Origin of the sequence: Micromonospora endolithica, from assembly GCF_003626595.1 — a bacterium.
Lineage (GTDB): Bacteria > Actinomycetota > Actinomycetes > Mycobacteriales > Micromonosporaceae > Micromonospora > Micromonospora endolithica.
On the sequence record NZ_RBAK01000005.1, the window covers coordinates 284,149 to 303,212 of the forward strand.

Genomic DNA, 19,064 nt, shown 5'->3' on the forward strand with positions numbered 1-19,064 from the left:
GCGCGGGGCCAGTACGGCACGGGCGCGGCGCCACCCGACGGGCGCAGCGCGGCGGCGGGTGCGAGGATCGCAGCTGTGATGGGGACGCTGAAGACCGAACCCGCCCGCGCCCGGCTCGACCTGCTGGCCCCGCCGGTCGCCGCCGCGCTCGCGCAGTGGCCCGCTGACGCCCCGGTCGACGTGGACGACGTGCTGGTCGCGCCGATCGACGCCGACCTGGCCGACACGGCCGCCTTCTGTGCCGCGTACGACGTGGGGTTGGACGTTTCGGCCAACTGCGTGGTGGTGGCCGGCAAGCGGGAGGGCGCCGTGCGGTACGCCGCCTGCATCGTCCTCGCGACCACCCGCGCCGACGTGAACGGCGTGGTCCGTCGGGAGCTGGACGTACGCAAGGCGAGCTTCGCGCCGATGGCGGAGGCGGTCGAGCTGACCGGCATGGAGTACGGCGGCATCACCCCGATCGGACTGCCGGAGCAGTGGCCGATCCTGGTGGACTCGCGGGTGATCGCCGCCCCGCACGTGATCATCGGTTCCGGCGTACGGCACAGCAAGATCGCGATTCCGGGTCCGGCGCTCGGCGCGCTGCCCGGCGCGCGGGTCCTGGAGGGCCTGGCCCGGCCGGCCTAGGTCGTCATCGATGTCGATGTCGTTGCACGTGAAACATCACCCGCGTCGATGTCAGTGCGTCTCGGACTCGCGGCGGTGCACTTCGGTGAGTGCCGCGAGCAGGGTCTCCGGCTCCTGGGCGCCGGTGACCGCGTACTTGCCGGCGAGCACGAAGGTCGGCACGCTCGTCACGCCGAGCTGCCGGGCGGCGGCCAGCTCCGCGCGGACCTCGGCCACCCGCTCGTCGGAGTCGAGAAATCGGCGGGCCGACGCCGCGTCCAGGCCGACCTCGCCGGCGAGTCCGGCGAGCGCGTCCCGGGAGCCGACGTCGACCCCGTCGGTGAAGTAGGCCCGGTAGAGGACGTCCACCAGGTCGGCGGCCCGGCCCTGGTCGGTCGCCCAGGAGACGAGTCGGTGCGCGTCGAAGGTGTTGGCCGCGACGGCCCGGTCGAAGTCGAGCTTCAGACCGACTCCGGCAGCCACGTCGCTGACCTGCCCGAACATCTGCCGGGCCCGGTCCCGACCGCCGAACTTGTCGGCCATCGCCTCGATCAGTGGGCGGGGCTCGGACACCGGCGACGGGTCGAGCTGGAAGGGACGGTAACGGATGGTGACATCACCGTCGTACGACTCCAGCGCCTGCTCCAGCCGACGCTTGCCGATGTAGCACCAGGGGCAGACCACGTCGGCGTAGATCTCGATCTCCATGACCGGTGACAACCCCCTGGTCAGCTGATCTGTTCCCGGACCTGCCGCTTCAGCCGGCCCAGGATCGCGGTGCCGCCGCGCACCCGGAGCGGGGAGATCGCCTGGGCCAGCCCCATCCGCTGGTAGAGGTCGTCCGGGACGGCGAGCACCTGCTCCGGTGACGCACCGTCCAGCCCTTCGGCGAGGATGCCCGCGAACGCGCGGGTGGTCGGCGCCTCGGGCGGGCAGTCGAACAGCGTCTCCACCGTCTTCTCCGGGGTCACCCGGGCGCGCAGGAAGAACGACGTCTGGCACTCGGGCACCTGTTCCATGCCCTCCCGGCCGGCGTGCTCGGCCGGGAGGGGCGGGATGACGTCCGCGTACTCCAGCAGCATCTCCAGCACCACGTCGCGGGGCGCGGCGGCGAACTCGTCGACGATCTCGGCCAGGCGGGTCGGCATCTCGGGCATCACGCCAGGCTACCGCCGGCCGGTCCGACCCGGCTCGGGGTGTTAAGAAGGGGCCCTTCCTCTACCGTAGGCGTTAAGAAGGGGCCCTTCCTTACACCTCACACGGTGGGGGCCTGCTCGCTGATCTCGCTCAGGGCCGACTGGGGGTCCAGCTGCATGGCGAGGTCGCCGAGGGAGACGATGCCGACCAGCTTCCGGTCGCTGTCGCAGACCAGCACCCGGCGTACGCCCCGCTCGCGCATCAGCGACGCCGCCTCCTGCGCGGTGCAGTGCTGCTCGATCATGACCACCTCACGGGTGACGATCGAACCGATCGTGGTGGTGCCCGGGTCGCTGCGTTCGGCCACCGCGCGGACCACGATGTCCCGGTCGGTGAGCATGCCGGCGAGGGTGGCGCCCTCGGTGACGACCACGTCGCCGATGTCCGCCTCTTTCATCACCCGCGCCGCCTCGTCCAGCGGCGTCTCCGCCGACAGATAGATGACCTGCTTGGTCATCACGTCACTGACCCGGTAACCGGTCATGAGAGTCCTCCGTGTCGCATTGCACCCGATCGGGATGCGTTACCCCGTCACGTAGTCACTACACCACGTCGGGCGTTCGTCACATCGACCAGATGTTCCACCAGACCGTCGACCGGCACCTCCAGCCGTTCGTCGGTGGCCCGGTCACGCAGTTCCGCGTACCCCTCGGCGAGACGGCGGCCGACCACGACGGCGCGCGGGATGCCGATCAGCTCGGCGTCGGTGAACTTCACCCCGGCCGAGACTCCGGTGCGGTCGTCGACCAGCACGCGCAGCCCGGCGGCGGCGAGGCGTCCGCCGAGCTCCAGCGCCGCGTCGAGCTGCGGGCCCTTCCCGGCGGCGATCAGGTGTACGTCGCAGGGGGCGACCGCCGCCGGCCACACCAGTCCCCGCTGGTCGTGGTGCTGTTCGGCGATGGCCGCGACCGCCCGGGACACGCCGATGCCGTAGCAGCCCATGGTGGGCCGGACCGGTTTGCCCCGCGGGCCGAGCACGTCGACGGTGAACGCGTCGGTGTAGCGGCGGCCGAGCTGGAAGATGTGCCCGATCTCGATGCCCCGCCGCGTGGTCAGCTCGCCGGCGTGGCAGGCCGGGCAGGGGTCGCCGGGGCGGACCTCGGCCGCCTCGATGGTGCCGTCGGGGGTGAAGTCCCGCCCGCACACCACGTCGGTCGCGTGTCGGCCCGGTTCGTTGGCGCCGGTCAGCCACGCGGTGCCGGGCGCCACCCGGGGATCGACCAGGTAGCGCACGCCGAGCTTGGCCAGGATCTGCGGACCGAGGTAGCCGCGGACCAGTTCCGGGTGGGCGTCCCAGGCGTCGAAGACCGCCACGCTCGACGGGGCGAGTGCCGCCGCCACCCGCTTCAGGTCCACCTCCCGGTCCCCCGGCAACCCGACCACCAGTAGTTCCGGCTGCTCCGCGCCGGGCCGGCGGACGGCCAGCACCACGTTCTTCAGGGTGTCGGCGGCGGTCCAGTCGGCCCGACCGGCGAGGCGGCGGGCGTTGGCCAGGTCGACCAGGGACGCGATGGTCGGCGTCTCCGGGGTGTCGTGCACCTCGGCGGCCGGCGGCGCGTCGGGATCGGAGGCCGCCGGGGCGGGGGTGGTCACCGCCTCGGTGTTCGCCGCGTAGTCGCAGGCGGTGCAGCCGACGTAGGTGTCCTCGCCGACCTCGGCGGCGGCCAGGAACTCCTCCGACGCCGAGCCGCCCATCGCACCGGACACGGCGTGCACGACGGTGTGCTCCAGGCCGAGCCGCGTGAAGATCCGTTGGTACGCCGCGCGGTGTCGGTCGTACGCCGCCGCCAGACCCGACTCGTCCAGGTCGAACGAGTAGGCGTCCTTCATCAGGAACTCACGTCCGCGTAGCAGGCCGGCGCGGGGGCGGGCCTCGTCGCGGAACTTGGTCTGAATCTGGAAGAGGGTCACCGGGAAGTCCCGGTAGGACGTGACGAGGTCCTTGACCAGAAGCGCCGCCAACTCCTCGTGGGTGGGGGCGAGCAGGTGCTCCGCGCCGCGCCGGTCGGCGAGGGTGAAGATGTCGTCGCCGTACTCCGTCCACCGCCCGCTGGTCCGGTAGGGCTCCGCCGGCAGCAGCGCCGGGAAGTGCACCTCCTGGTCGCCGATCGCGGTCATCTCCTGCCGGATCACCTCGGTGACCCGGTCCAGCACCAGTTTGCCCAGCGGCAGCCAGGTGTAGCCGCCCGGTGCGGCCCGCCGGACGTAGCCGGCGCGGAGCAGCAGCCGGTGGCTCGGCACCTCCGCGTCGGCCGGGTCCTCGCGCAGGGTGCGGAGCAGCAGGGTCGACATGCGCAACAGCATTGCCGCAGCGTACGGCGATGGCCTGACCCCGGCGATCCGTTTAGCGTGCGGGCCGTCCGGCCCTGCCCGCGCGGTCGCCGGGTGCCAGGGACCGCGACCCCGGCGGCCGTCACCGGCCGCCGGGGTCCCTCCGATCAGGACTACGAGGTCCGGCGCCGGTAGAGCAGGAGCAGGGCCGCGCCGACGGTGACCGCGACGGTGCCGAGACCCGTCAGTACGGCACCAGCGTCCCACCACCGCTCTCACCGGTGACCGGCAGCGCGGTACGGGTCGGCTTACCGGTGGGGGTGCCGGTGGGCTGACCGGTCGGCGTGCCGGTGGGCTGACCGGTGGGGGTGCCGGTGGGCTGACCGGTCGGCGTGCCGGTCGGCGTGCCGGTGGGTGTGCCGGTCGGCGTTCCCGTCGGCGTTCCCGTCGGCGTGACGGTGGGTTGCCCGGTCGGCGTTCCGGTCGGGGTCGTGGTGGGGGTGCCGGTCGGTTGCAGGCAGACCGGGGCGTTGATGGTGTTGTTGTCGAGGGTGACCGCACCGGTACGGGCCAGCGCCCGGCCCTGGAGGGTCGCGCCGGTGTTCATGGTGATCGAGGCCAGGGCCAGGATGTTGCCCACGAACCGGGTGCCCGTGCCGATGGTGGCCGAGCTGCCCACCTGCCAGTAGACGTTGCACGGCGAGGCGCCGTTGATGAACACGACGCTGCTGTTCGAGGCGGTGACCAGGGTGGAGTCGATCTGGAAGATGAACACCGCCGCCGGGTTGTTCTGCGAGTTCAGCGTCAGCGTGCCGGTCAGCTGGGCGGCGCCGATCCGGTAGACGCCCGGGACTAGCGTGGTGCCGCCGAGTTCCGCCGGGAGGACGGTGAACGGGGTCCGCCCGGCGGCGTCGTTGTAGGCGGTGGTCAGGTCGTTCTTCGCCTGGAGCGCGACCGCGTCGGCCAGGTGGATCTCGCCGGCGACGGTGCCCGGCGGGAAGCCCGTGGCGGTGTTGCCGGGGCTGACGCCGAGACTCTGCGCCAGGAAGCTCGGACCGGTGTTGGTCACGGTGGAGCCGGCCAGCACGGAGAAGTTCGCGGCCGTGCCCAGGCCGACCGGGGCCGGTTGCGCGCTGGCGCCGGTACCACTGACGATCAGCACGGCGGCGGCCGTACCGGCGGCGAAGATGGCCGCGAGCGCCGGTGTGACCAGCCGCCGGCGGCCACGACGATGACGAACGGGAATGACAGTCACGATGTGCCCTCTCATGGCGTGCCTGGGCGGCGCCGCGACGACAGCGGCCCCGTCCAGGTCACACATGTCCAGATATAGGTAATCGGACTTTTGCACATATACCAACATCAAATGGTGTGAAAGAAATTTCGCACCTACGCCGAGGACCCCGAGCGACCGAGGTGCGCCCCGCGTGTCACCGGTCGGGCGACGGGGTATCGGGCCGGCATGTCCATCGCAGACGGTTCCGACCGGCAGGCGCCGGCCGGGGTACGCAAGGAGCCGGCGCGGTCGTGGGGTGCCGGGCGGCCGGCACTGGCCATCGCCCTCGGCCTACTGGTGGGCGCGTTGTTCGGCGCCTTCGTCTACTCTTCCGGCCTGGGCCGGTCCAGTTCCTTCGGCGCGGGATCCGTTCCGCTCGCGGTCCTGGCCGGGCTGGCGGTGACGGCCGGAACGGCCTGGACGATGTTCCGCAAGGGCTGGTAGTGCCGCCCGTGGCGAGGGAGAGTGCCGTGATCCTGCGCGATGTCGAACCCGGTGACGTCGGCGCGTACGTCCGGATGCGCTGTGACCCGGTGATGATGGCCGAGCTGGGCGGACCGCTGCCCGAGGAGGGCATGGCAGCGAAGGTGCGGCGGGACGTCGACAGCGCGGCGGCGGGCGACGAATGGATCAAGATGATCGTGCCCGACGCCGCCGATCCCGCCGTCGTGGCGGGCACCGTGACGATCTGGGCGTACGAGCACGACGGCGAGCCGGTCTCCGAGATCGGCTGGATGGTGCTGCCGGAGTTCCAGGGGCGCGGACTGGGCAAGCGAGCCGTCCGGGCGCTGCTCGAACAGGCACGTGACGAGAACCGCTGGGGGCGGGTGCACGCCTACCCCGGCGTGACGAACGCCGCCTCCAACGGGATCTGCCGCACGCTGGGCTTCACGCTCGTCGGCGAACAGGATTTTCCCTTCGCCGGCCACGTCCTCCGGGTGAACCACTGGGCGATCGACCCGCGACGCGACCTGCGCTGAACCGCGGCGCGAGATCCACTCGGCTTCCCTGATATCGGGGTGTCCGGCCGGCTTGGTCACCCCGATATCAGGGAAGCCGAGTCGATCAAGGGCGAAGTCCGGTCAGGACCGCTTGGCGTGGTCGACGAACGCGCGCCAGGCGCGCGGATCGAACGTGAGGGCCGGACCGGCCGGGTCCTTGCTGTCCCGGACGCCGACGACCCCGGCCAGATCGTCCGCCACCTCGACGCACTCACCATTGCCGCTGCGCCGGGACTTGCGCCAGGTTGCGCCGCTCAGCTCCATGACGACACCACTTCCTTCATCAGCCGCGCCGACTGCCCCTGAGGCAGGGCCTCGCTGCGGACGCTCTCCCACCTCGCCAGCAGGATAGCGACCTCCTCATCCCGGTCGATGGTCGTGCCGCTCAACTGGCTCTCCAGATGGCCGACCCAGCCACCGTCGCCGCCCCGGGCCAGCGTGAACGGGCCGGCCAGCCCGACATGCCCACTGCTGTCCACCGGAATGACGTGCACGCTGACGTGCGGTCGCTCGCTCCACTCGATCAGGTGGGCGATCTGCTGCGTCAGGATGCCCCGGAATCCCTCGTCCGCCCGGCGGAGGACCGCCTCCTCGACCACCGCCACGAACTTCGGTGGGTCGGGCCGAGCCAGGACCGACTGCCGGTCCATCCGGACGGCGAGCCGCTTCTCCACCTCGTCGTCACCGAGCATGTCGTCGGCCCGGATGACCGCCCGCGCGTAGTGCTCCGTCTGGAGCAGGCCGGGAATGAGCGTGGGGTGGTAGCAACGGAGCTGCCGGGCGTCCCGCTCCGCGTCGAGCCAGGGACGCAGCCAGCTCGGCTGGCCGTCGCGCTCGGCGAGTTTGAGTAGCGACATCAGCAGGCCGCCGGTGCCCAGCACCTCGTCGGCGCGGGCGAGGAAGAGCCGGTCGAGCGGCCGTTGGCCCAGTTCCACAGCCGACACCTGGGAACCCGAGTAGTGGACCAGCTTCCCGAACTCCTCCTGACTCAGCTCGGCGTTGAGTCGCAGCCGGCGTAGTTGGGCCCGGATCAGCGCCGAGGTCGGCTCACCTTCCACAGTTCCTCCACGATCGTCCCGGCTTCGGCGGGAGCGGCCCCCGCCGCCGTCGACGCCTCCCCACCGGCTCCCGCGCCGGCGTCGATGCCTTCCGACAGTAGTGGCGTCCTCAGCAGACTGTCACCTGGCGGCGCCGTCCCCCTCGGTGCCGCCGCGGGGCCGCCCGTGAATCCCCCCGGTGCAGGGGCGGCCCCGACCGACCGCGAAGGACCAGGACCGACACCAGGACCGGCGTCCTGGCAACCCGACCGGAGGTCGACGTGCGCGAGGAGATCCGCTGGTTCCCCGTACCGCGGCTCGGGCCGTACCCCGATCGACCCCGCGCCGGCCCCGCGGACCGCGCGCCGCACCTGCCGTTGCGGCCGCTGTGGCTGTGTCGGGCCTGCGGGCGGCCCTGGCCGTGCGGGACGGCCCGGCTGCTGCTCAAGGTCGAGTACGCCGAGCAGCGGGTCGAGCTGGCGATCTACCTGTCCGGGCTCTACCACGAGGCGAGCCACGACCTGTTCCGGTTGAACCCGGACGACGGCCCGACACCGCGTGAGCTGTTCGAGCGGTTCGTGGCCTGGGGTCCGTACCGCCGCCCGGCCGTCGACCCGCCCCCGGATCGCCGGGCCGAGGACCCGCCGCCGGAGCGCCGATGACCTCCGCCACGTTCCCCTACGCGCGGGCACACTCCCCGACGCCGCCGGTGCCAGACTGTTCCGGGTGTTAAGAAGGGGCCCTTCCTCTACCGCAGGCGTTAAAAGGGTGCCCTTCCTTAGGAGGGTTTGATGCGTTGGCGTAGTTACGTGGCGGTGGGGGACAGCTTCACCGAGGGCATGGACGACGCGTACCCGGACGGCTCCTACCGGGGCTGGGCCGACCTGGTGGCGACCCGGCTCGCGGCCGGGGTGGGCCCGGACTTCCGGTACGCCAACCTCGCCATCCGGGGTCGACTCTTCCCGGGTGTGGTGGCCGAGCAGGTGCCGGCGGCGGTGGCGATGAAGCCGGACCTGATCAGCTTCGCGGCCGGCGGCAACGACGTGCTGCGCCGCTCGTTCGACCCGGACGCCCTGGTCACCCGCTTCGACGACGTGGTGAAGCGGCTGCGCTCCGGCGGCGCGGACGTGGTCCTGTTCCGGTTCGCCGACGTGATGGCCCGGCTGCCCGGTCAACGCCTCGTCGCGCCCCGCATCGAGCTGCTCAACCAGGCGGTCGGCGAGACCGCCCAGCGGCACGGCGCGATCCTGGTGGACCTCTACGCCGACGACACCTTCCTGAACCCGATGCTGTGGAGCACCGACCGGCTGCACCTGTCCGCCGCCGGGCACCGGCGGGTCGCCGGGCAGGTGCTGACCGCGCTCGGGGTGGGCTGCGAGGACGACTGGCTGATGGTCCCGGAACGGCCGTTGCCGAAGCCGTGGCTGGCCGCCCGCACGGACGACCTGCGCTGGGCCGGCCGGCACCTCGCCCCTTGGATCAAGCGACGGCTCACCGGCCGCTCCTCCGGCGACACGCTCACCGCGAAACGCCCCACCCTCACCCCGGTCTCCGACTGACCGTGCTGACCCTGCACACCGCGCCCCTGCTGCGTACCGCCCCCGGCGGCCCACCGTCGGAGGCCGCCGCCGTCGCGGTCCGGGCCGACCGCGTCATCGCGGTCGGTCCGCTGGTCCAGCTCTCGGAGGAGTACGCGGACGCGCGTGTCCGCCGCTGGCCGGGCACTCTCGGCCCGGGGCGGGTGCACGACGCGCCGCTGCCACCCGCGCCCACGCCGCGTGAACGGATCCACGCCCTGCTGCGGCTGGGCGTGACGGCGGTGCTCGCCGAGCACGTCGCCGACCCGGTCCTGCGGGCCGCCGTGGACCGCAGCGACCTGCTGGTGCTGGACACGTCGGTGCCGCCGACGCTGGCCCCCGGCGGCCGGGCCGACCTGGCCGTGTTCGCCGACGACGGCACCTGCCTGGTGACCGTGTTGGCCGGCCGGCTGGTGCACCGTCGCGCCTGACGGCGGCGGCCCGCCCCCGTGGCGGGCCGACACCGGCGGTTCAGGAGAGCCGGGTCCACGCCCGTTCGACACCAGTGCCGACACCGACGGTCCAGGATCGCTGGTTCTCCAGGACGATCGTGCCGTCGCGGAGCACCTCGATGCCGGTCTCCTGCGAAACGGCCCACGACGGCACCCGGACCTCGGGACGGTCCTGGTAACCGGCGGGCGTCCAGAAGCCCACCGTGCCGTACGCGCCGGTCACCACGAGACGTCCACCGTCGACCGCCGCCACGTGGAGGGTGTTGTCGGGAAGTCCGACGTGGGTGCGCCAGCCATCCCCCTCCAGTGACCACACCCGCTCGGTGGCGGACGCCTGGAAGTCGACCGCGTCGACGCTGACCAGCCACGCGTCCGCGCCGTTCGGGGAGACCAGGAGACGGCGAGCGCCCGGCACCGGCGGCAGCTTCCGCCAGCTCAAGCCCTGGTCGTCGCTCACCACGACCGTCATCCGGTCGCCCTCGACGACGGACAGCCAGAGCCGCCCGCCACGTCCCTCGACCAGTTGCCGGTCCGCCGTCGGCCCGAGGTCGACCGGCGGCTGGGCCGGAAGCCGCCCCCGCTTGGCATGGATCAACTCCTGCCGGTCGCAGGCGCGGCCGGTGAAGCGGTTCGGGGCGGGGCAGGTCAGCAGGAAGCCGCTCCGGGTGCCGAGAGCCCGCTGGGTCACCGGGGGCGGGTCGGTCATCGGGTGTTCGGTGAAGGAGGTGCCCCCGTCGGGGGTGACCAGGAATCGGCCGGCGACGGCGAGGGTCACCTGCTGGTCGTCCGTGACCAGCAGGTACGGCCGGCTGCCCGGGGTGGGGTCGTTCGCCGTGCCGGGCAACGGAATCCTCCGCCAGCTCGCGCCGCCGTCCTCGGTGCGCGCCAGGTCACGCCGGCAGTCGGTGGACGCCAGGTCGTCGTCCGGGTCGCAGGTGTCGAAGAGCGCCCAGGCGTGCCGGGCGTCGACGAAGCGCAGCTCCCGCAGCTCGCCGGCCACCCCCGGGACCACGATCCGCCGTGACACGGGCGGCCCGCCCGGCGACGGTGACGGCGACGCGGGCGCCGGTGTGGGCGGCACGTCGTCGCCGTCCCGCCCGGCCAGCGCGTACGCCCCACCGGGGCCGGCCAGCAGCAGCGCCGCCAGTCCGGCGAGCAGGCCACGTCGACGGCGACGCCGGTCCCGGACCCGGCGTCCCGTGGCGGCCAGGCCGGGCGGGCGGAAGGTCGGCGCGGTCCGCGCTTCGAAGTCGGCGAAGACGCCGTCCAGGTGGGTCTCACGCATGGTGGGCCTCCTGCCGGTCGGTGAGGTGGCTGGCCAGCGCCGCCCGGCCCCGGGTCAGCCAGGACCGCACGGTGCCCTCGGGCGCGCCCAGCTGGTCGGCGATCTCCGCGACACTGAGCTGGGCCAGGTGGTGCAGGACGACCGCCCGCCGCTGGTTGGCGGGCAGGGTGGCCAGCGCGGCGGTCAACGCCACCCGGTCCGGTTCCGGGCCGGGCACGTGCTCCTCGCGCTGCCGGGCGAGATGGCGGACGGCGGTACGCACCCGGCGCAGCCGGCTGGTGGCCAGGTTCCAGGCCACCCGGCGCACCCAGGCGGACGGGTCGTCGTACGCGCCGATCCGGTCCCACCGCTCCAGCACCCGGCAGAACGCCTCCTGGGTGAGGTCCTGCGCCTCGGCGTGGTCCCCCAGGTACGCGTACAGCTGCACCGCCAGGCGGTGGAAGTGCGCCTCGTAGAAGCCGGTGAAGTCCAGCGGCGGCGCACCAGGCGCACCGGGGCGTTGCCGTACGGTCATGTCGGTCCTCGGGTCGGGTGGGTCTCGTCACTGTCACGTGCGAGGGGTCGCATCCGCTGCACCCGATGTCGGTGCCCTTTCCGGCGTACCTTGGGGATCATGTCTGTGCCGAACGATCCCGATCCCCGACTCCAGTCGTACGCGGACCCGCAGCGCCTGGTCACCACCGAGTGGCTGGCCGCGCACCTGGGCGACGAGGGCCTCGTCGTCGTCGAGTCCGACGAGGACGTGCTGCTCTACGACACCGGCCACATCCCGGGTGCCGTCAAGGTCGACTGGCACACCGAGCTGAACGACCAGGTCACCCGGGACTACCTGGACGCGGAGAGCTTCGCCGAGCTGTGCGCGGCCAAGGGCATCGGCCGTGGCGACACGGTCGTCTTCTACGGCGACAACTTCAACTGGTGGGCCGCGTACGCCCTCTGGGTCTTCTCGCTCTTCGGCCACGCCGACGTGCGGTTGCTCGACGGCGGCCGGCAGAAGTGGATCGCCGAGGGGCGCGAGCTGACCCGGGACAAGCCGGCCCGGCCGCGCGCCGACTATCCGGTGCCGGAGCGCAACGACGCGCCGATCCGGGCCTACCGCGAGCAGGTGATGGCGCACGTCGCCGCCGGCCGGCCGCTGGTCGACGTGCGGTCGCCGGGTGAGTACACCGGCGAGATGCTGCACATGCCGGACTACCCGCAGGAGGGCGCGCTGCGCGGCGGGCACATCCCGGGTGCGGTCAGCAAGCCGTGGAAGTCCGCCGCCAACGACGACGGCACCTTCAGGTCCGCCGACGAGCTGCGCGCCATCTACGCCGACCAGTTGGGGTTGAGCCCGGCCGACGACGTGGTGGCGTACTGCCGGATCGGCGAGCGGTCCAGCCACACCTGGTTCGTGCTGCGGCACCTGCTGGGCTATCCGCAGGTGCGCAACTACGACGGCTCGTGGACCGAGTGGGGCAACCTGGTCCGGGCACCCGTGGTCAAGGGTGACCAGCCGGGCGGCCTGAGCGCCTGAGCGCACCGCCGGTCCCCGCGCGCGGTGCGTGGGGACCGGACGGTGCTCAGCCGGCCAGCGCGACGTTCCCGACCACCTCCGGCAGCACCCCGGACACCTCGCCGGTCGCCGGCCGCCACCGGGCCACCCCGGCCCCGAGGCGCAGCACCACGTCCTCGCCGTCGAAGCCCAGCACCTCGCAGCAGTTCTTGCTCAGGCCGTCACGCCCGAGGTCGAGCAGGTACCGCACTTCCCCGGTGCGGGCGTCCAGTACGACCACCCCCTCCGCGCCGTCGATCTCCGGGTTGGTGGTCCAGGCGGCCCGCGCGATGCGGTCGCCGCGCTGCCACCCCCGGCCGTAGAACTCGTTGACCCGGTAGGGGCGGGGCAGCACGGTGGTGCCGATCAGCTGATCCGCTTGCGGTGACCCGTCGGCGAGGGCGCGGGTGCGGACGGTCAGCGCCTCCCGCAGGCCGACCGTCTCGGTGTACGTGGTGCCGGGGCGGGTCGGGTCCGGCACCACCGCGTCCCAGAGCGAGCCGACCGTACGCGTGGCGCGCCCGGAGACCGGGTCGACCGACCACGTCCGGTCGTCACCGCCGACCAGCACCCGGTCACCGGCCCAGACCGCCAGCTCCAGGTAGCCGTCGAGCGGGAAGCGCCGGACCGCCGGCCGGGTCAGGTCGACCACGATCAGTTCGCCGGTCTGCGGAAACACCGCCGTCCGTCCGTCCGGGGAGAGCTGGCCGGGCTTCAGCGCGGGGGCCTGGTTGCCGTACCGGTCCCGGGTCGGCGCGGGCGTTACCACGTCCAGGGTGCGGACCGCACCGTCGTCGCCGAGCACCCGGATGTCGAGGCCGCTGTAGGTCTCGGAGTCGATCGGCTGGTAGAGGCTGAGCGCCCGGCGGACCGGCGACTTCGACAGGGTCGTCGTGGCCGGGGCGGCGAGCCGGGCCAGCGGGTCGCCGCCGTAGGGCAGGTCGACCGGTGGTTCCTGCACCGGGGCCCCGGGTGTGTTGACGACACCCGGGGTGGTGGCCGGTGGGGGTGGCGCGGGTACCGGTCCGTCCGGTCGCAGGGCTGTCGCGATGCCGCCGGTGAGCAGCACGACGGCGAGGGCGGCGGCACCGGCGGCGCGGCGGTTCCGGCGTACCCGGCGGGCCCGGTCCCAGGCGGTGGCCGCCGGATGGGACGGCCGGACGTCCTCGGCGGCGAGGGCCAGCAACCGGCGTACCTCCACGTCCCTCACGGGGTCACCTCCATTCCGGTCGTCCGGTCGCCGTCGAAGCGGTCGTGGTCGCGGCTCAGCTCCGGCGCGGTCTCGCGGAGCCGGCGCAGGGCCGCGTGGCTCTGGCTCTTCACCGTGCCCACGGTCACCCCGAGTGCCTCCGCGGTGGCCGTCTCGGTGAGGTCCTCGAAGTACCGCAGCACCAGCACCGCCCGCTGCCGCGGCGGCAGGCCGGCCAGCGCCCGGTGCAGCGCCAGTCGCAGGGTGCCGTCCGCCTCCTGGCCCGCCCGCTCCGGCGGGGACGCGCTCAGCCACTCGCGCCGCCGCCGTCGCCACCAGGAGATCGCGTCGCGGTAGAGGATCGACCGCACGTACGCGGCCGGGTCGCCGTCGCGTACGGTCGGCCACCGCAACGCCAGCTTGAGCAGGGCGTCCTGGAGCAGGTCCTCGGCCTGGTGCCGGTTGCCGCAGATCAGGTACGCGGCCCGCAGCAACCGGTGCTGGTGGCTCTCGACGAACGCCACATAGCCGTCGCGCCCGTCGTCGGCCCCACGCACCGGTGTCATCCACCCTCCTCCGGCGATCCCCGTCACCGGTGAGACGCACCGGAGGCGGTGAAAGGTTGGGCGGCGGACGAGGTCAGTCGGGGCTGCCGGTCAGGTATCGCTGGATCGTCGGCCCGACCCAGCCGACCACCTCGGCCGGGGGCATCGCCACGATCGGCGGCAGCCGGACGATGTAGCGGGTCAGGGCGAGGCCGAGGATCTGGGCGGCGACCAGGCCGGCCCGCCGGGCGGTGGTCTCCGGGTCGGTGCCGAAGGTGGCCACCGCCGCGCCGAGCTGGTCGGCGAAGATGCCGCGCATCCGGTCCGCCGCGCCCGGGTTGGTGCTGGCCGCGCGCAGCAGGGCGGCGAGCGTCTCGTCGCCCTCCCAGCGGTCCAGGAAGTGCCGGACCAGCGTCTCGCCGAGCTGCCCGGACGGCACCCGGGTCAGGTCGGGCAGGCGCAGGTCGAACTCGGCCGCCGCGGCGAACAGGCCCTCCTTGCTGCCGTAGTAGCGCATCACCATCGACGGGTCGATCCGGGCGTCCGCCGCGATGGCGCGGATGGTCGCCCGTTCGTAGCCGTCGGCGGCGAAGCGTTCCCGGGCGGCCCGGAGGATCGCCGCGCGGGTGGCGTCGGAGCGGCGGGGGCGGGCCGGGGCGGTGTCGGTCACGCCGCCGACCGTATGCCAACACCTGTTGACACGCCAGCACCGGGCAACCTAGCGTTGCCAACAACTGTTGGCCAACGATTGTTGGCATGTGTTGCCACGGAGGTGCCCATGCTGCCCACGGAGACCGACGTCCTGGTGGTCGGGGCCGGACCGACCGGGTTGACCGCCGCGCTCACGCTGGCCCGACGCGGTGTCCGGGCGACCGTCGTCGACCAGCTGGAACGACCGCCGGTGACCTCCCGGGCCGCGGTCGTGCACGCGTACACCCTGGAGGAGCTGGACCGGATCGGCGCCGGCGCCCCACTGGTGGCGCGCGGGCTGCGGTCGCCGGGATTCACCGTCCGCGACCGCGACCGGGTGCTGCTCACCGTGCCGTTCGGCGGCCTGCCGTCCCGGCACCGCTACGCGCTGCTGGTCTCCCAGTCGGTCACCGAGGAGGTGCTCACCGGGCTGCTCGCCGAGGCGGGTGTGCCGGTGCTGCGGGCGTACCGGCTGACCGGCCTGGACCTCGACGCGGCCGGCGCGGTCGCCACCTTTGCCGGCGGGGCCACGGTCCGGGCGCGCTACGTGGTCGGCGCCGACGGGATGCGCAGCACCGTGCGGGAGCGGGCCGGGATCCGCTTCGACGGGCCGGAGGGCGGCGCGGAGTCGTTCGTCCTCGCCGACGTCCGGGTCTCCGGCGCGTTGCCGCGCGACCAGGTGACCCTCTTCCTCGCCCGGTCCGGTCCGCTGGTTCACGCGCCGCTGCCCGGCGACGTGGTCCGGCTGGTCGCCGCCGTGCCCGAGGCGCCGGCCGAGCCGGACGCGGCCCACCTCCAGGCGCTGCTCGACGAGCGCGGGTCGGCGCGGACGCCGCAGCGGGTCCAGGAGGTGCTCTGGGGGTCCCGGTTCCGGCTGCACCACCGCGTCGCCGCCACGTTCCGGGCCGGTCCGGTGCTGCTGGCCGGCGACGCCGGACACGTGCACAGCCCGGTCGGCGGCCAGGGCATGAACCTCGGCATCTGCGACGCCGTCGACCTCGGCACCACCCTCGCCGACGTGCTCGCCGGCGGGCCCGGGTCGCTGCTCGACGGGTACGCCGCCCGTCGCCGCCCGATGGCCCGGGACGTGGTCTCCTTCGCCGACCGGCTGACCCGGATCGCCACCCTGCCACCGGCCGCCCGACCGGCCCGGAACCTGCTGCTGCGCGTGGTCTCCACCGTCCCGGCGGTCCGGGACCGGCTCGCCCTGCGCCTCTCCGGCCTGACCCACCGACCCCTCACCCCGACCGGGGCCGCAGCGCCCACCAGCCCGCCACGCTGACCAGGGCGAACACCACCGCCGCCGCCCCGGCCACCGGCGCCACCCCGTACGCGGCACCGGCGAACCCGGCCAGCGCCGCGCCCACCGGAGCGGTGACCATCCCGACCAGCCGTTGCGCGGCACCCACCCGACCGAGCAGTTCGGGCGGCACGTGCCGCTGCCCGTACGCCACCGCGAGGCTGTTCCACACCGCACCGCCGGCGGCGAACCCGGCCAGCGCCAGCCCGCCCGGCACCGGATGCCGGGCCAGCGCCAGCCCGGTCAGCGCCACGGTCTGCCCGACCAGCACCACCCGCAGGGTGGCCACCGTGCCGAGGCGCGCGGCGAGCCGCCCCGCACCCAGCGCCCCGGCCACCCCGCCGACGATCGCCGTCGCCGCGAACAGCCCGTACCCGACCGGCGGCACCCGCAGCACCTCCAGCGCGTACAGCACCAGCACCGCGATCAGCCCGCTGATCGCGAGGTTGCTCCCCGCCGTGACAAGAGCGACGCCCCGCAGGGTCCGCTCCCCCCACAAGAACCGCACCCCCGCCCCCGCCCCCTTTCCCGCGATCTTGCAGTTGTGGTCGCCTTTGTGTCGCTTGTGGCCCGTTCTGTGACGACCGAAAGTGCAAGATCGCCGGAGGTCGGGAGGTGGGACGGGGGTGGGGGTGAGGGTCAGGGTGAGGAGGGCGGCGGCGGTGAAGGTCAGGGCGTCCACGGCGAAGGGGAGCGGGGCGGACAGGGCGAAGAGGACACCGGCGGCGGGCGCGCCGACCAGGCCGCCCGCCACCGCCGTACCGGCCTGGAGGCGACCGTTCGCGCGCGGCAACTCCTCCGGCGGCACCACCGAGGGCAGCAGCGCGAAGGCGGCGGCGTCGAAGAAGGTGCCCAGCGCGGCGAGCAGGAACGCGGCCACCACCAGCACCGCCACGCCCGCCCGGTCCAGCGCGACCGCGACCGCCAGGGCGGCCACCACCACCGCGCGTACCCCGTCGACCAGCGCCATCGTGCGCCGCCGGTCCCCTCGGTCGGCGTACACCCCGCCGAGCAGGCCGAGCAGCAGCGGCGGCACCTGACCGGCCACGGTGACCGCCGCGATCACCCGGGGATCGCGGGTCACCGTCGCCGCCAGCAGGGCCAGTGCGGGCGTACGCAGTGAGTCGCCGAACCGGGACGTCACGGTGGCGGACCAGAGCAGCCGGAAGTCCCGGCCCGGCCTGGATGCGGTCATGCCGGCGACCCTGCGACCTCGACCGGGTCGAGGGTCAAGCGTGCGCCGGAAAGGGGGACGCGCCGGTCGGTGATCGTCGGTACGGTGAGCGCCGGCATCGGACCGGGGAGCACACTGCGTGGACCACACCTTCCAGGTCGACCTCCGTGGCGTGGTCGACCTGCTCAGTCATCACCTCTACGGCAGCCCGCGGGTCTACGTCCGCGAGCTGCTCCAGAACGCCGTGGACGCGATCACCGCACGCCGGGCGACCGAGCCCGGCGCTCCCGCGTCGGTCCACATCGAACCGCCCGAGCGCACCGGCGACGGCACCCTGCGGGTGCACGACAGCGGCATCGGCCTGACCGAGGCCCAGGTGCACGAGCTGCTGGCCACCATCGGCCGCAGCTCCAAGCGGGACGAGCTGGGCTTCTCCCGGCACGAGTTCCTCGGCCAGTTCGGCATCGGCCTGCTCTCCTGCTTCCTGGTCGCCGACGAGATCCGGGTGGTCACCCGGCACGGCGACCACCCGACGGTGCACTGGACGGGCCACTCCGACGGCCGCTACGCGGTGGCCGTGGCGGCCGAGGGCGAGGGCCGCGCCGAGCCGGGCACCACGGTGACCCTGGTGCCCCGGCCGGACGCCGACCAGTGGTTCGCCACCCCCACCGTGGTCGACCTGGCCCGGCTCTTCGGCGCGCTGCTGCCGGTCGACGTCCGGGTCGGCGACGTGCCCACCACCACCGGTCCGCCACCGTGGCCGACCACCCCGGGCACGCCGGTCGACCGGCCCGCCCTGATCCGGTACGCCCGCGAGCACCTCGGCTACGACCCGTTCGACGTGCTGCCGCTGTCGGTGCCGGAGGCCGGGCTGACCGGGGTCGCCTTCATCCTGCCCACCCCGGTGAACCCGGCCGCGCGGGCCGGACACCGGGTCTACCTGAAGCGGATGCTGCTCACCGAGAACGCCGACGGTCTGCTGCCCGACTGGGCGTTCTTCGCGCACTGCGTGGTCGACGCCACCGAGCTGCGCCCGACCGCCAGCCGCGAGGCGCTCTACGAGGACACCCTGCTCACCGCCACCCGGGAGGCGCTGGGCGACCAGATCCGGGGCTGGCTCGTCCGGCTGGCCCGGCACGACCCGCGCCGGCTCGCCGAGTTCCTCCAGATCCACCACCTCGGCGTCAAGGCGCTGGCGCTGCACGACGACGAGATGCTGCGCCTGGTCGACCAGTGGTGGCCGATGGACACCAACGTCGGCACCCTCACCCTGGCCGAGTTCCGGCAACGGCACGGCCTGATCCGCTACGCGGCCAGCCTCGACGAGTTCCGCCAGCTCGCCGCCGTGGCCGCCGCGCAGGACCTGGCGGTCGTCAACGCCGGCTTCACCTACGACACCGAACTGATCGAGCGCCTGCCGGTGCTGGACCGGTCGGTGCTCATCGAACGGCTGGAGCCGAGCGACCTCACCACCCGCTTCGAGGGCCTCGATCCGCAGGTCGAACTGGGACTGCGGCCGTTCCTCGCCGCCGCCCAGCGGGCCCTGGAGCGGTCCGGTTGCGAGGTGGTCATCCGGGCGTACGACCCGGTGTCGCTGCCCGCCCTCTACCTGGTCAGCCGGTCGGCGGCCTTCCACGACCAGCTCGCCGCGAGCCGGGACAAGGCCGACGAGCTGTGGGGCGGCGTGCTCGACGCGCTGGCCTCCTCGGCGCCGCCGGACCGGCCGCAACTGGTGCTCAACCACCGCAACCCGCTGGTCCGTCGGGTCACCACCCTGACCGACCCGGACCTGGTCGGGCTCGCCGTCGAGGCGCTGTACGGCCAGGCGCTCCTACTCGGCCACCATCCGATCCGCGCGGCCGACGCCGCACTGCTGAACAGTTCCTTCCTCGGCCTGCTCGGCCGGGCCGTACCAGGACGGGAGTGACGA

The 19,064-nt window shown here is 73.6% G+C and carries 22 protein-coding genes; 9 read left to right on the forward strand and 13 right to left on the reverse strand.

All coding sequences use genetic code 11. The features are described 5' to 3' along the window. Positions 1-78 precede the first annotated feature (78 nt). The gene (locus tag D7223_RS15755; protein ID WP_120729143.1) at positions 79-627 is read left to right on the forward strand and encodes a YbaK/EbsC family protein; all 549 of its coding nucleotides are present in this window, start codon (positions 79-81) and stop codon (positions 625-627) included. Between the two features lie 51 nt (positions 628-678). Here the strand turns inward: D7223_RS15755 and D7223_RS15760 are convergent, their stop codons facing one another. The 5 genes from D7223_RS15760 to D7223_RS15780 all read right to left on the reverse strand — a co-directional run bounded on the left by D7223_RS15760 (position 679) and on the right by D7223_RS15780 (position 5,329). After that, positions 679-1,314 (reverse strand): DsbA family oxidoreductase, encoded by a 636-nt coding sequence (locus D7223_RS15760; RefSeq protein WP_120729144.1) that lies wholly within the window; start codon positions 1,312-1,314, stop codon positions 679-681. Positions 1,315-1,334: 20 nt separating this feature from the next. Then, positions 1,335-1,763 carry a SufE family protein gene (locus D7223_RS15765; RefSeq protein ID WP_120729145.1) on the reverse strand — a complete coding sequence of 143 codons (429 nt, stop codon included), beginning with the start codon at positions 1,761-1,763 and terminating at the stop codon, positions 1,335-1,337. A 98-nt stretch (positions 1,764-1,861) separates the two neighbouring features. After that, on the reverse strand, positions 1,862-2,287 hold the full coding sequence (locus tag D7223_RS15770) for a CBS domain-containing protein (protein ID WP_120729146.1): 426 nt from the start codon (positions 2,285-2,287) through the stop codon (positions 1,862-1,864). Positions 2,288-2,334: 47 nt separating this feature from the next. Continuing rightward, a complete protein-coding gene (locus tag D7223_RS15775; RefSeq protein ID WP_120729147.1) occupies positions 2,335-4,107 on the reverse strand; it encodes a proline--tRNA ligase in 1,773 nt (590 codons plus the stop codon). Between the two features lie 211 nt (positions 4,108-4,318). After that, positions 4,319-5,329, reverse strand: a complete 1,011-nt coding sequence (locus D7223_RS15780; protein ID WP_238162019.1) for an ice-binding family protein — start codon at positions 5,327-5,329, stop codon at positions 4,319-4,321. Between the two features lie 207 nt (positions 5,330-5,536). Between D7223_RS15780 and D7223_RS15785 the strand changes: the two genes are divergently transcribed. After that, positions 5,537-5,794 carry a hypothetical protein gene (locus D7223_RS15785; protein WP_120729148.1) on the forward strand — a complete coding sequence of 86 codons (258 nt, stop codon included), beginning with the start codon at positions 5,537-5,539 and terminating at the stop codon, positions 5,792-5,794. 26 nt (positions 5,795-5,820) lie between these two features. Next, positions 5,821-6,330: a GNAT family N-acetyltransferase gene (locus D7223_RS15790; protein ID WP_120729149.1), complete on the forward strand. Its 510-nt coding sequence runs from the start codon at positions 5,821-5,823 to the stop codon at positions 6,328-6,330. 102 nt (positions 6,331-6,432) lie between these two features. Here the strand turns inward: D7223_RS15790 and D7223_RS15795 are convergent, their stop codons facing one another. Together D7223_RS15795 and D7223_RS15800 are read right to left on the reverse strand one after the other, a co-directional pair. Next, positions 6,433-6,615, reverse strand: coding sequence for a DUF397 domain-containing protein (locus D7223_RS15795; RefSeq protein WP_120729150.1), 183 nt, complete (start codon positions 6,613-6,615; stop codon positions 6,433-6,435). Further along, positions 6,606-7,409: a helix-turn-helix domain-containing protein gene (locus tag D7223_RS15800; protein WP_120729151.1), complete on the reverse strand. Its 804-nt coding sequence runs from the start codon at positions 7,407-7,409 to the stop codon at positions 6,606-6,608. Before D7223_RS15800 ends, D7223_RS15795 begins: the two co-directional genes overlap by 10 nt. Positions 7,410-7,669: 260 nt before the next feature. On the opposite strand from D7223_RS15800, the gene D7223_RS15805 reads away from it, so the two are divergent. From D7223_RS15805 to D7223_RS15815, 3 genes are all read left to right on the forward strand, one after another. Beyond that, positions 7,670-8,050, forward strand: a complete 381-nt coding sequence (locus D7223_RS15805; protein ID WP_238162020.1) for a hypothetical protein — start codon at positions 7,670-7,672, stop codon at positions 8,048-8,050. Positions 8,051-8,179: 129 nt separating this feature from the next. Further along, the gene (locus D7223_RS15810) at positions 8,180-8,947 is read left to right on the forward strand and encodes an SGNH/GDSL hydrolase family protein (RefSeq protein WP_120729152.1); all 768 of its coding nucleotides are present in this window, start codon (positions 8,180-8,182) and stop codon (positions 8,945-8,947) included. 2 nt (positions 8,948-8,949) lie between these two features. Then, complete coding sequence (locus D7223_RS15815) at positions 8,950-9,396, forward strand: hypothetical protein (protein WP_120729153.1); 447 nt, start codon at positions 8,950-8,952, stop codon at positions 9,394-9,396. Between the two features lie 40 nt (positions 9,397-9,436). On the opposite strand, the gene D7223_RS15820 is transcribed toward D7223_RS15815, so the two are convergent. Together D7223_RS15820 and D7223_RS15825 are read right to left on the reverse strand one after the other, a co-directional pair. Beyond that, a complete protein-coding gene (locus tag D7223_RS15820) occupies positions 9,437-10,702 on the reverse strand; it encodes a beta propeller repeat protein (protein ID WP_120729154.1) in 1,266 nt (421 codons plus the stop codon). Further along, on the reverse strand, positions 10,695-11,216 hold the full coding sequence (locus tag D7223_RS15825) for an RNA polymerase sigma factor (protein ID WP_120729155.1): 522 nt from the start codon (positions 11,214-11,216) through the stop codon (positions 10,695-10,697). Before D7223_RS15825 ends, D7223_RS15820 begins: the two co-directional genes overlap by 8 nt. A 99-nt stretch (positions 11,217-11,315) precedes the next feature. On the opposite strand from D7223_RS15825, the gene D7223_RS15830 reads away from it, so the two are divergent. Then, positions 11,316-12,218 carry a sulfurtransferase gene (locus D7223_RS15830; RefSeq protein WP_120729156.1) on the forward strand — a complete coding sequence of 301 codons (903 nt, stop codon included), beginning with the start codon at positions 11,316-11,318 and terminating at the stop codon, positions 12,216-12,218. A 46-nt stretch (positions 12,219-12,264) separates the two neighbouring features. On the opposite strand, the gene D7223_RS15835 is transcribed toward D7223_RS15830, so the two are convergent. From D7223_RS15835 to D7223_RS15845, 3 genes are all read right to left on the reverse strand, one after another. After that, the gene (locus tag D7223_RS15835; protein WP_120729157.1) at positions 12,265-13,446 is read right to left on the reverse strand and encodes a hypothetical protein; all 1,182 of its coding nucleotides are present in this window, start codon (positions 13,444-13,446) and stop codon (positions 12,265-12,267) included. After that, complete coding sequence (locus D7223_RS15840) at positions 13,443-13,991, reverse strand: SigE family RNA polymerase sigma factor (protein ID WP_120729158.1); 549 nt, start codon at positions 13,989-13,991, stop codon at positions 13,443-13,445. The genes D7223_RS15835 and D7223_RS15840 overlap by 4 nt, the downstream gene beginning before the upstream one ends. Before the next feature lie 73 nt (positions 13,992-14,064). Further along, positions 14,065-14,640: a TetR/AcrR family transcriptional regulator gene (locus D7223_RS15845; RefSeq protein WP_120729159.1), complete on the reverse strand. Its 576-nt coding sequence runs from the start codon at positions 14,638-14,640 to the stop codon at positions 14,065-14,067. 108 nt (positions 14,641-14,748) lie between these two features. On the opposite strand from D7223_RS15845, the gene D7223_RS15850 reads away from it, so the two are divergent. Further along, complete coding sequence (locus D7223_RS15850) at positions 14,749-15,942, forward strand: FAD-dependent oxidoreductase (RefSeq protein ID WP_120729160.1); 1,194 nt, start codon at positions 14,749-14,751, stop codon at positions 15,940-15,942. On the opposite strand, the gene D7223_RS15855 is transcribed toward D7223_RS15850, so the two are convergent. Next, positions 15,899-17,155 carry an MFS transporter gene (locus D7223_RS15855; protein ID WP_120729161.1) on the reverse strand — a complete coding sequence of 419 codons (1,257 nt, stop codon included), beginning with the start codon at positions 17,153-17,155 and terminating at the stop codon, positions 15,899-15,901. The two genes, D7223_RS15850 and D7223_RS15855, sit on opposite strands and share 44 nt — an antisense overlap. Before the next feature lie 118 nt (positions 17,156-17,273). Here D7223_RS15855 and D7223_RS15860 point away from each other — a divergent pair, with 118 nt between their 5' ends. After that, positions 17,274-19,061, forward strand: coding sequence for an HSP90 family protein (locus D7223_RS15860; RefSeq protein ID WP_120729162.1), 1,788 nt, complete (start codon positions 17,274-17,276; stop codon positions 19,059-19,061). Positions 19,062-19,064: the final 3 nt, after the last annotated feature.

Bases quoted from the DNA above. Each gene is read 5' to 3' on its own strand.
- D7223_RS15825 (WP_120729155.1), bottom strand. From the start codon at position 11,216: ATGACCGTACGGCAACGCCCCGGTGCGCCTGGTGCGCCGCCGCTGGAC.
- D7223_RS15820 (WP_120729154.1), bottom strand. From the start codon at position 10,702: ATGCGTGAGACCCACCTGGACGGCGTCTTCGCCGACTTCGAAGCGCGG.
- D7223_RS15755 (WP_120729143.1), top strand. From the start codon at position 79: ATGGGGACGCTGAAGACCGAACCCGCCCGCGCCCGGCTCGACCTGCTG.
- D7223_RS15775 (WP_120729147.1), bottom strand. From the start codon at position 4,107: ATGCTGTTGCGCATGTCGACCCTGCTGCTCCGCACCCTGCGCGAGGAC.
- D7223_RS15840 (WP_120729158.1), bottom strand. From the start codon at position 13,991: ATGACACCGGTGCGTGGGGCCGACGACGGGCGCGACGGCTATGTGGCG.
- D7223_RS15830 (WP_120729156.1), top strand. From the start codon at position 11,316: ATGTCTGTGCCGAACGATCCCGATCCCCGACTCCAGTCGTACGCGGAC.
- D7223_RS15760 (WP_120729144.1), bottom strand. From the start codon at position 1,314: ATGGAGATCGAGATCTACGCCGACGTGGTCTGCCCCTGGTGCTACATC.
- D7223_RS15795 (WP_120729150.1), bottom strand. From the start codon at position 6,615: ATGGAGCTGAGCGGCGCAACCTGGCGCAAGTCCCGGCGCAGCGGCAAT.
- D7223_RS15810 (WP_120729152.1), top strand. From the start codon at position 8,180: ATGCGTTGGCGTAGTTACGTGGCGGTGGGGGACAGCTTCACCGAGGGC.
- D7223_RS15765 (WP_120729145.1), bottom strand. From the start codon at position 1,763: ATGCCCGAGATGCCGACCCGCCTGGCCGAGATCGTCGACGAGTTCGCC.
- D7223_RS15785 (WP_120729148.1), top strand. From the start codon at position 5,537: ATGTCCATCGCAGACGGTTCCGACCGGCAGGCGCCGGCCGGGGTACGC.
- D7223_RS15850 (WP_120729160.1), top strand. From the start codon at position 14,749: ATGCTGCCCACGGAGACCGACGTCCTGGTGGTCGGGGCCGGACCGACC.
- D7223_RS15770 (WP_120729146.1), bottom strand. From the start codon at position 2,287: ATGACCGGTTACCGGGTCAGTGACGTGATGACCAAGCAGGTCATCTAT.
- D7223_RS15855 (WP_120729161.1), bottom strand. From the start codon at position 17,155: ATGACCGCATCCAGGCCGGGCCGGGACTTCCGGCTGCTCTGGTCCGCC.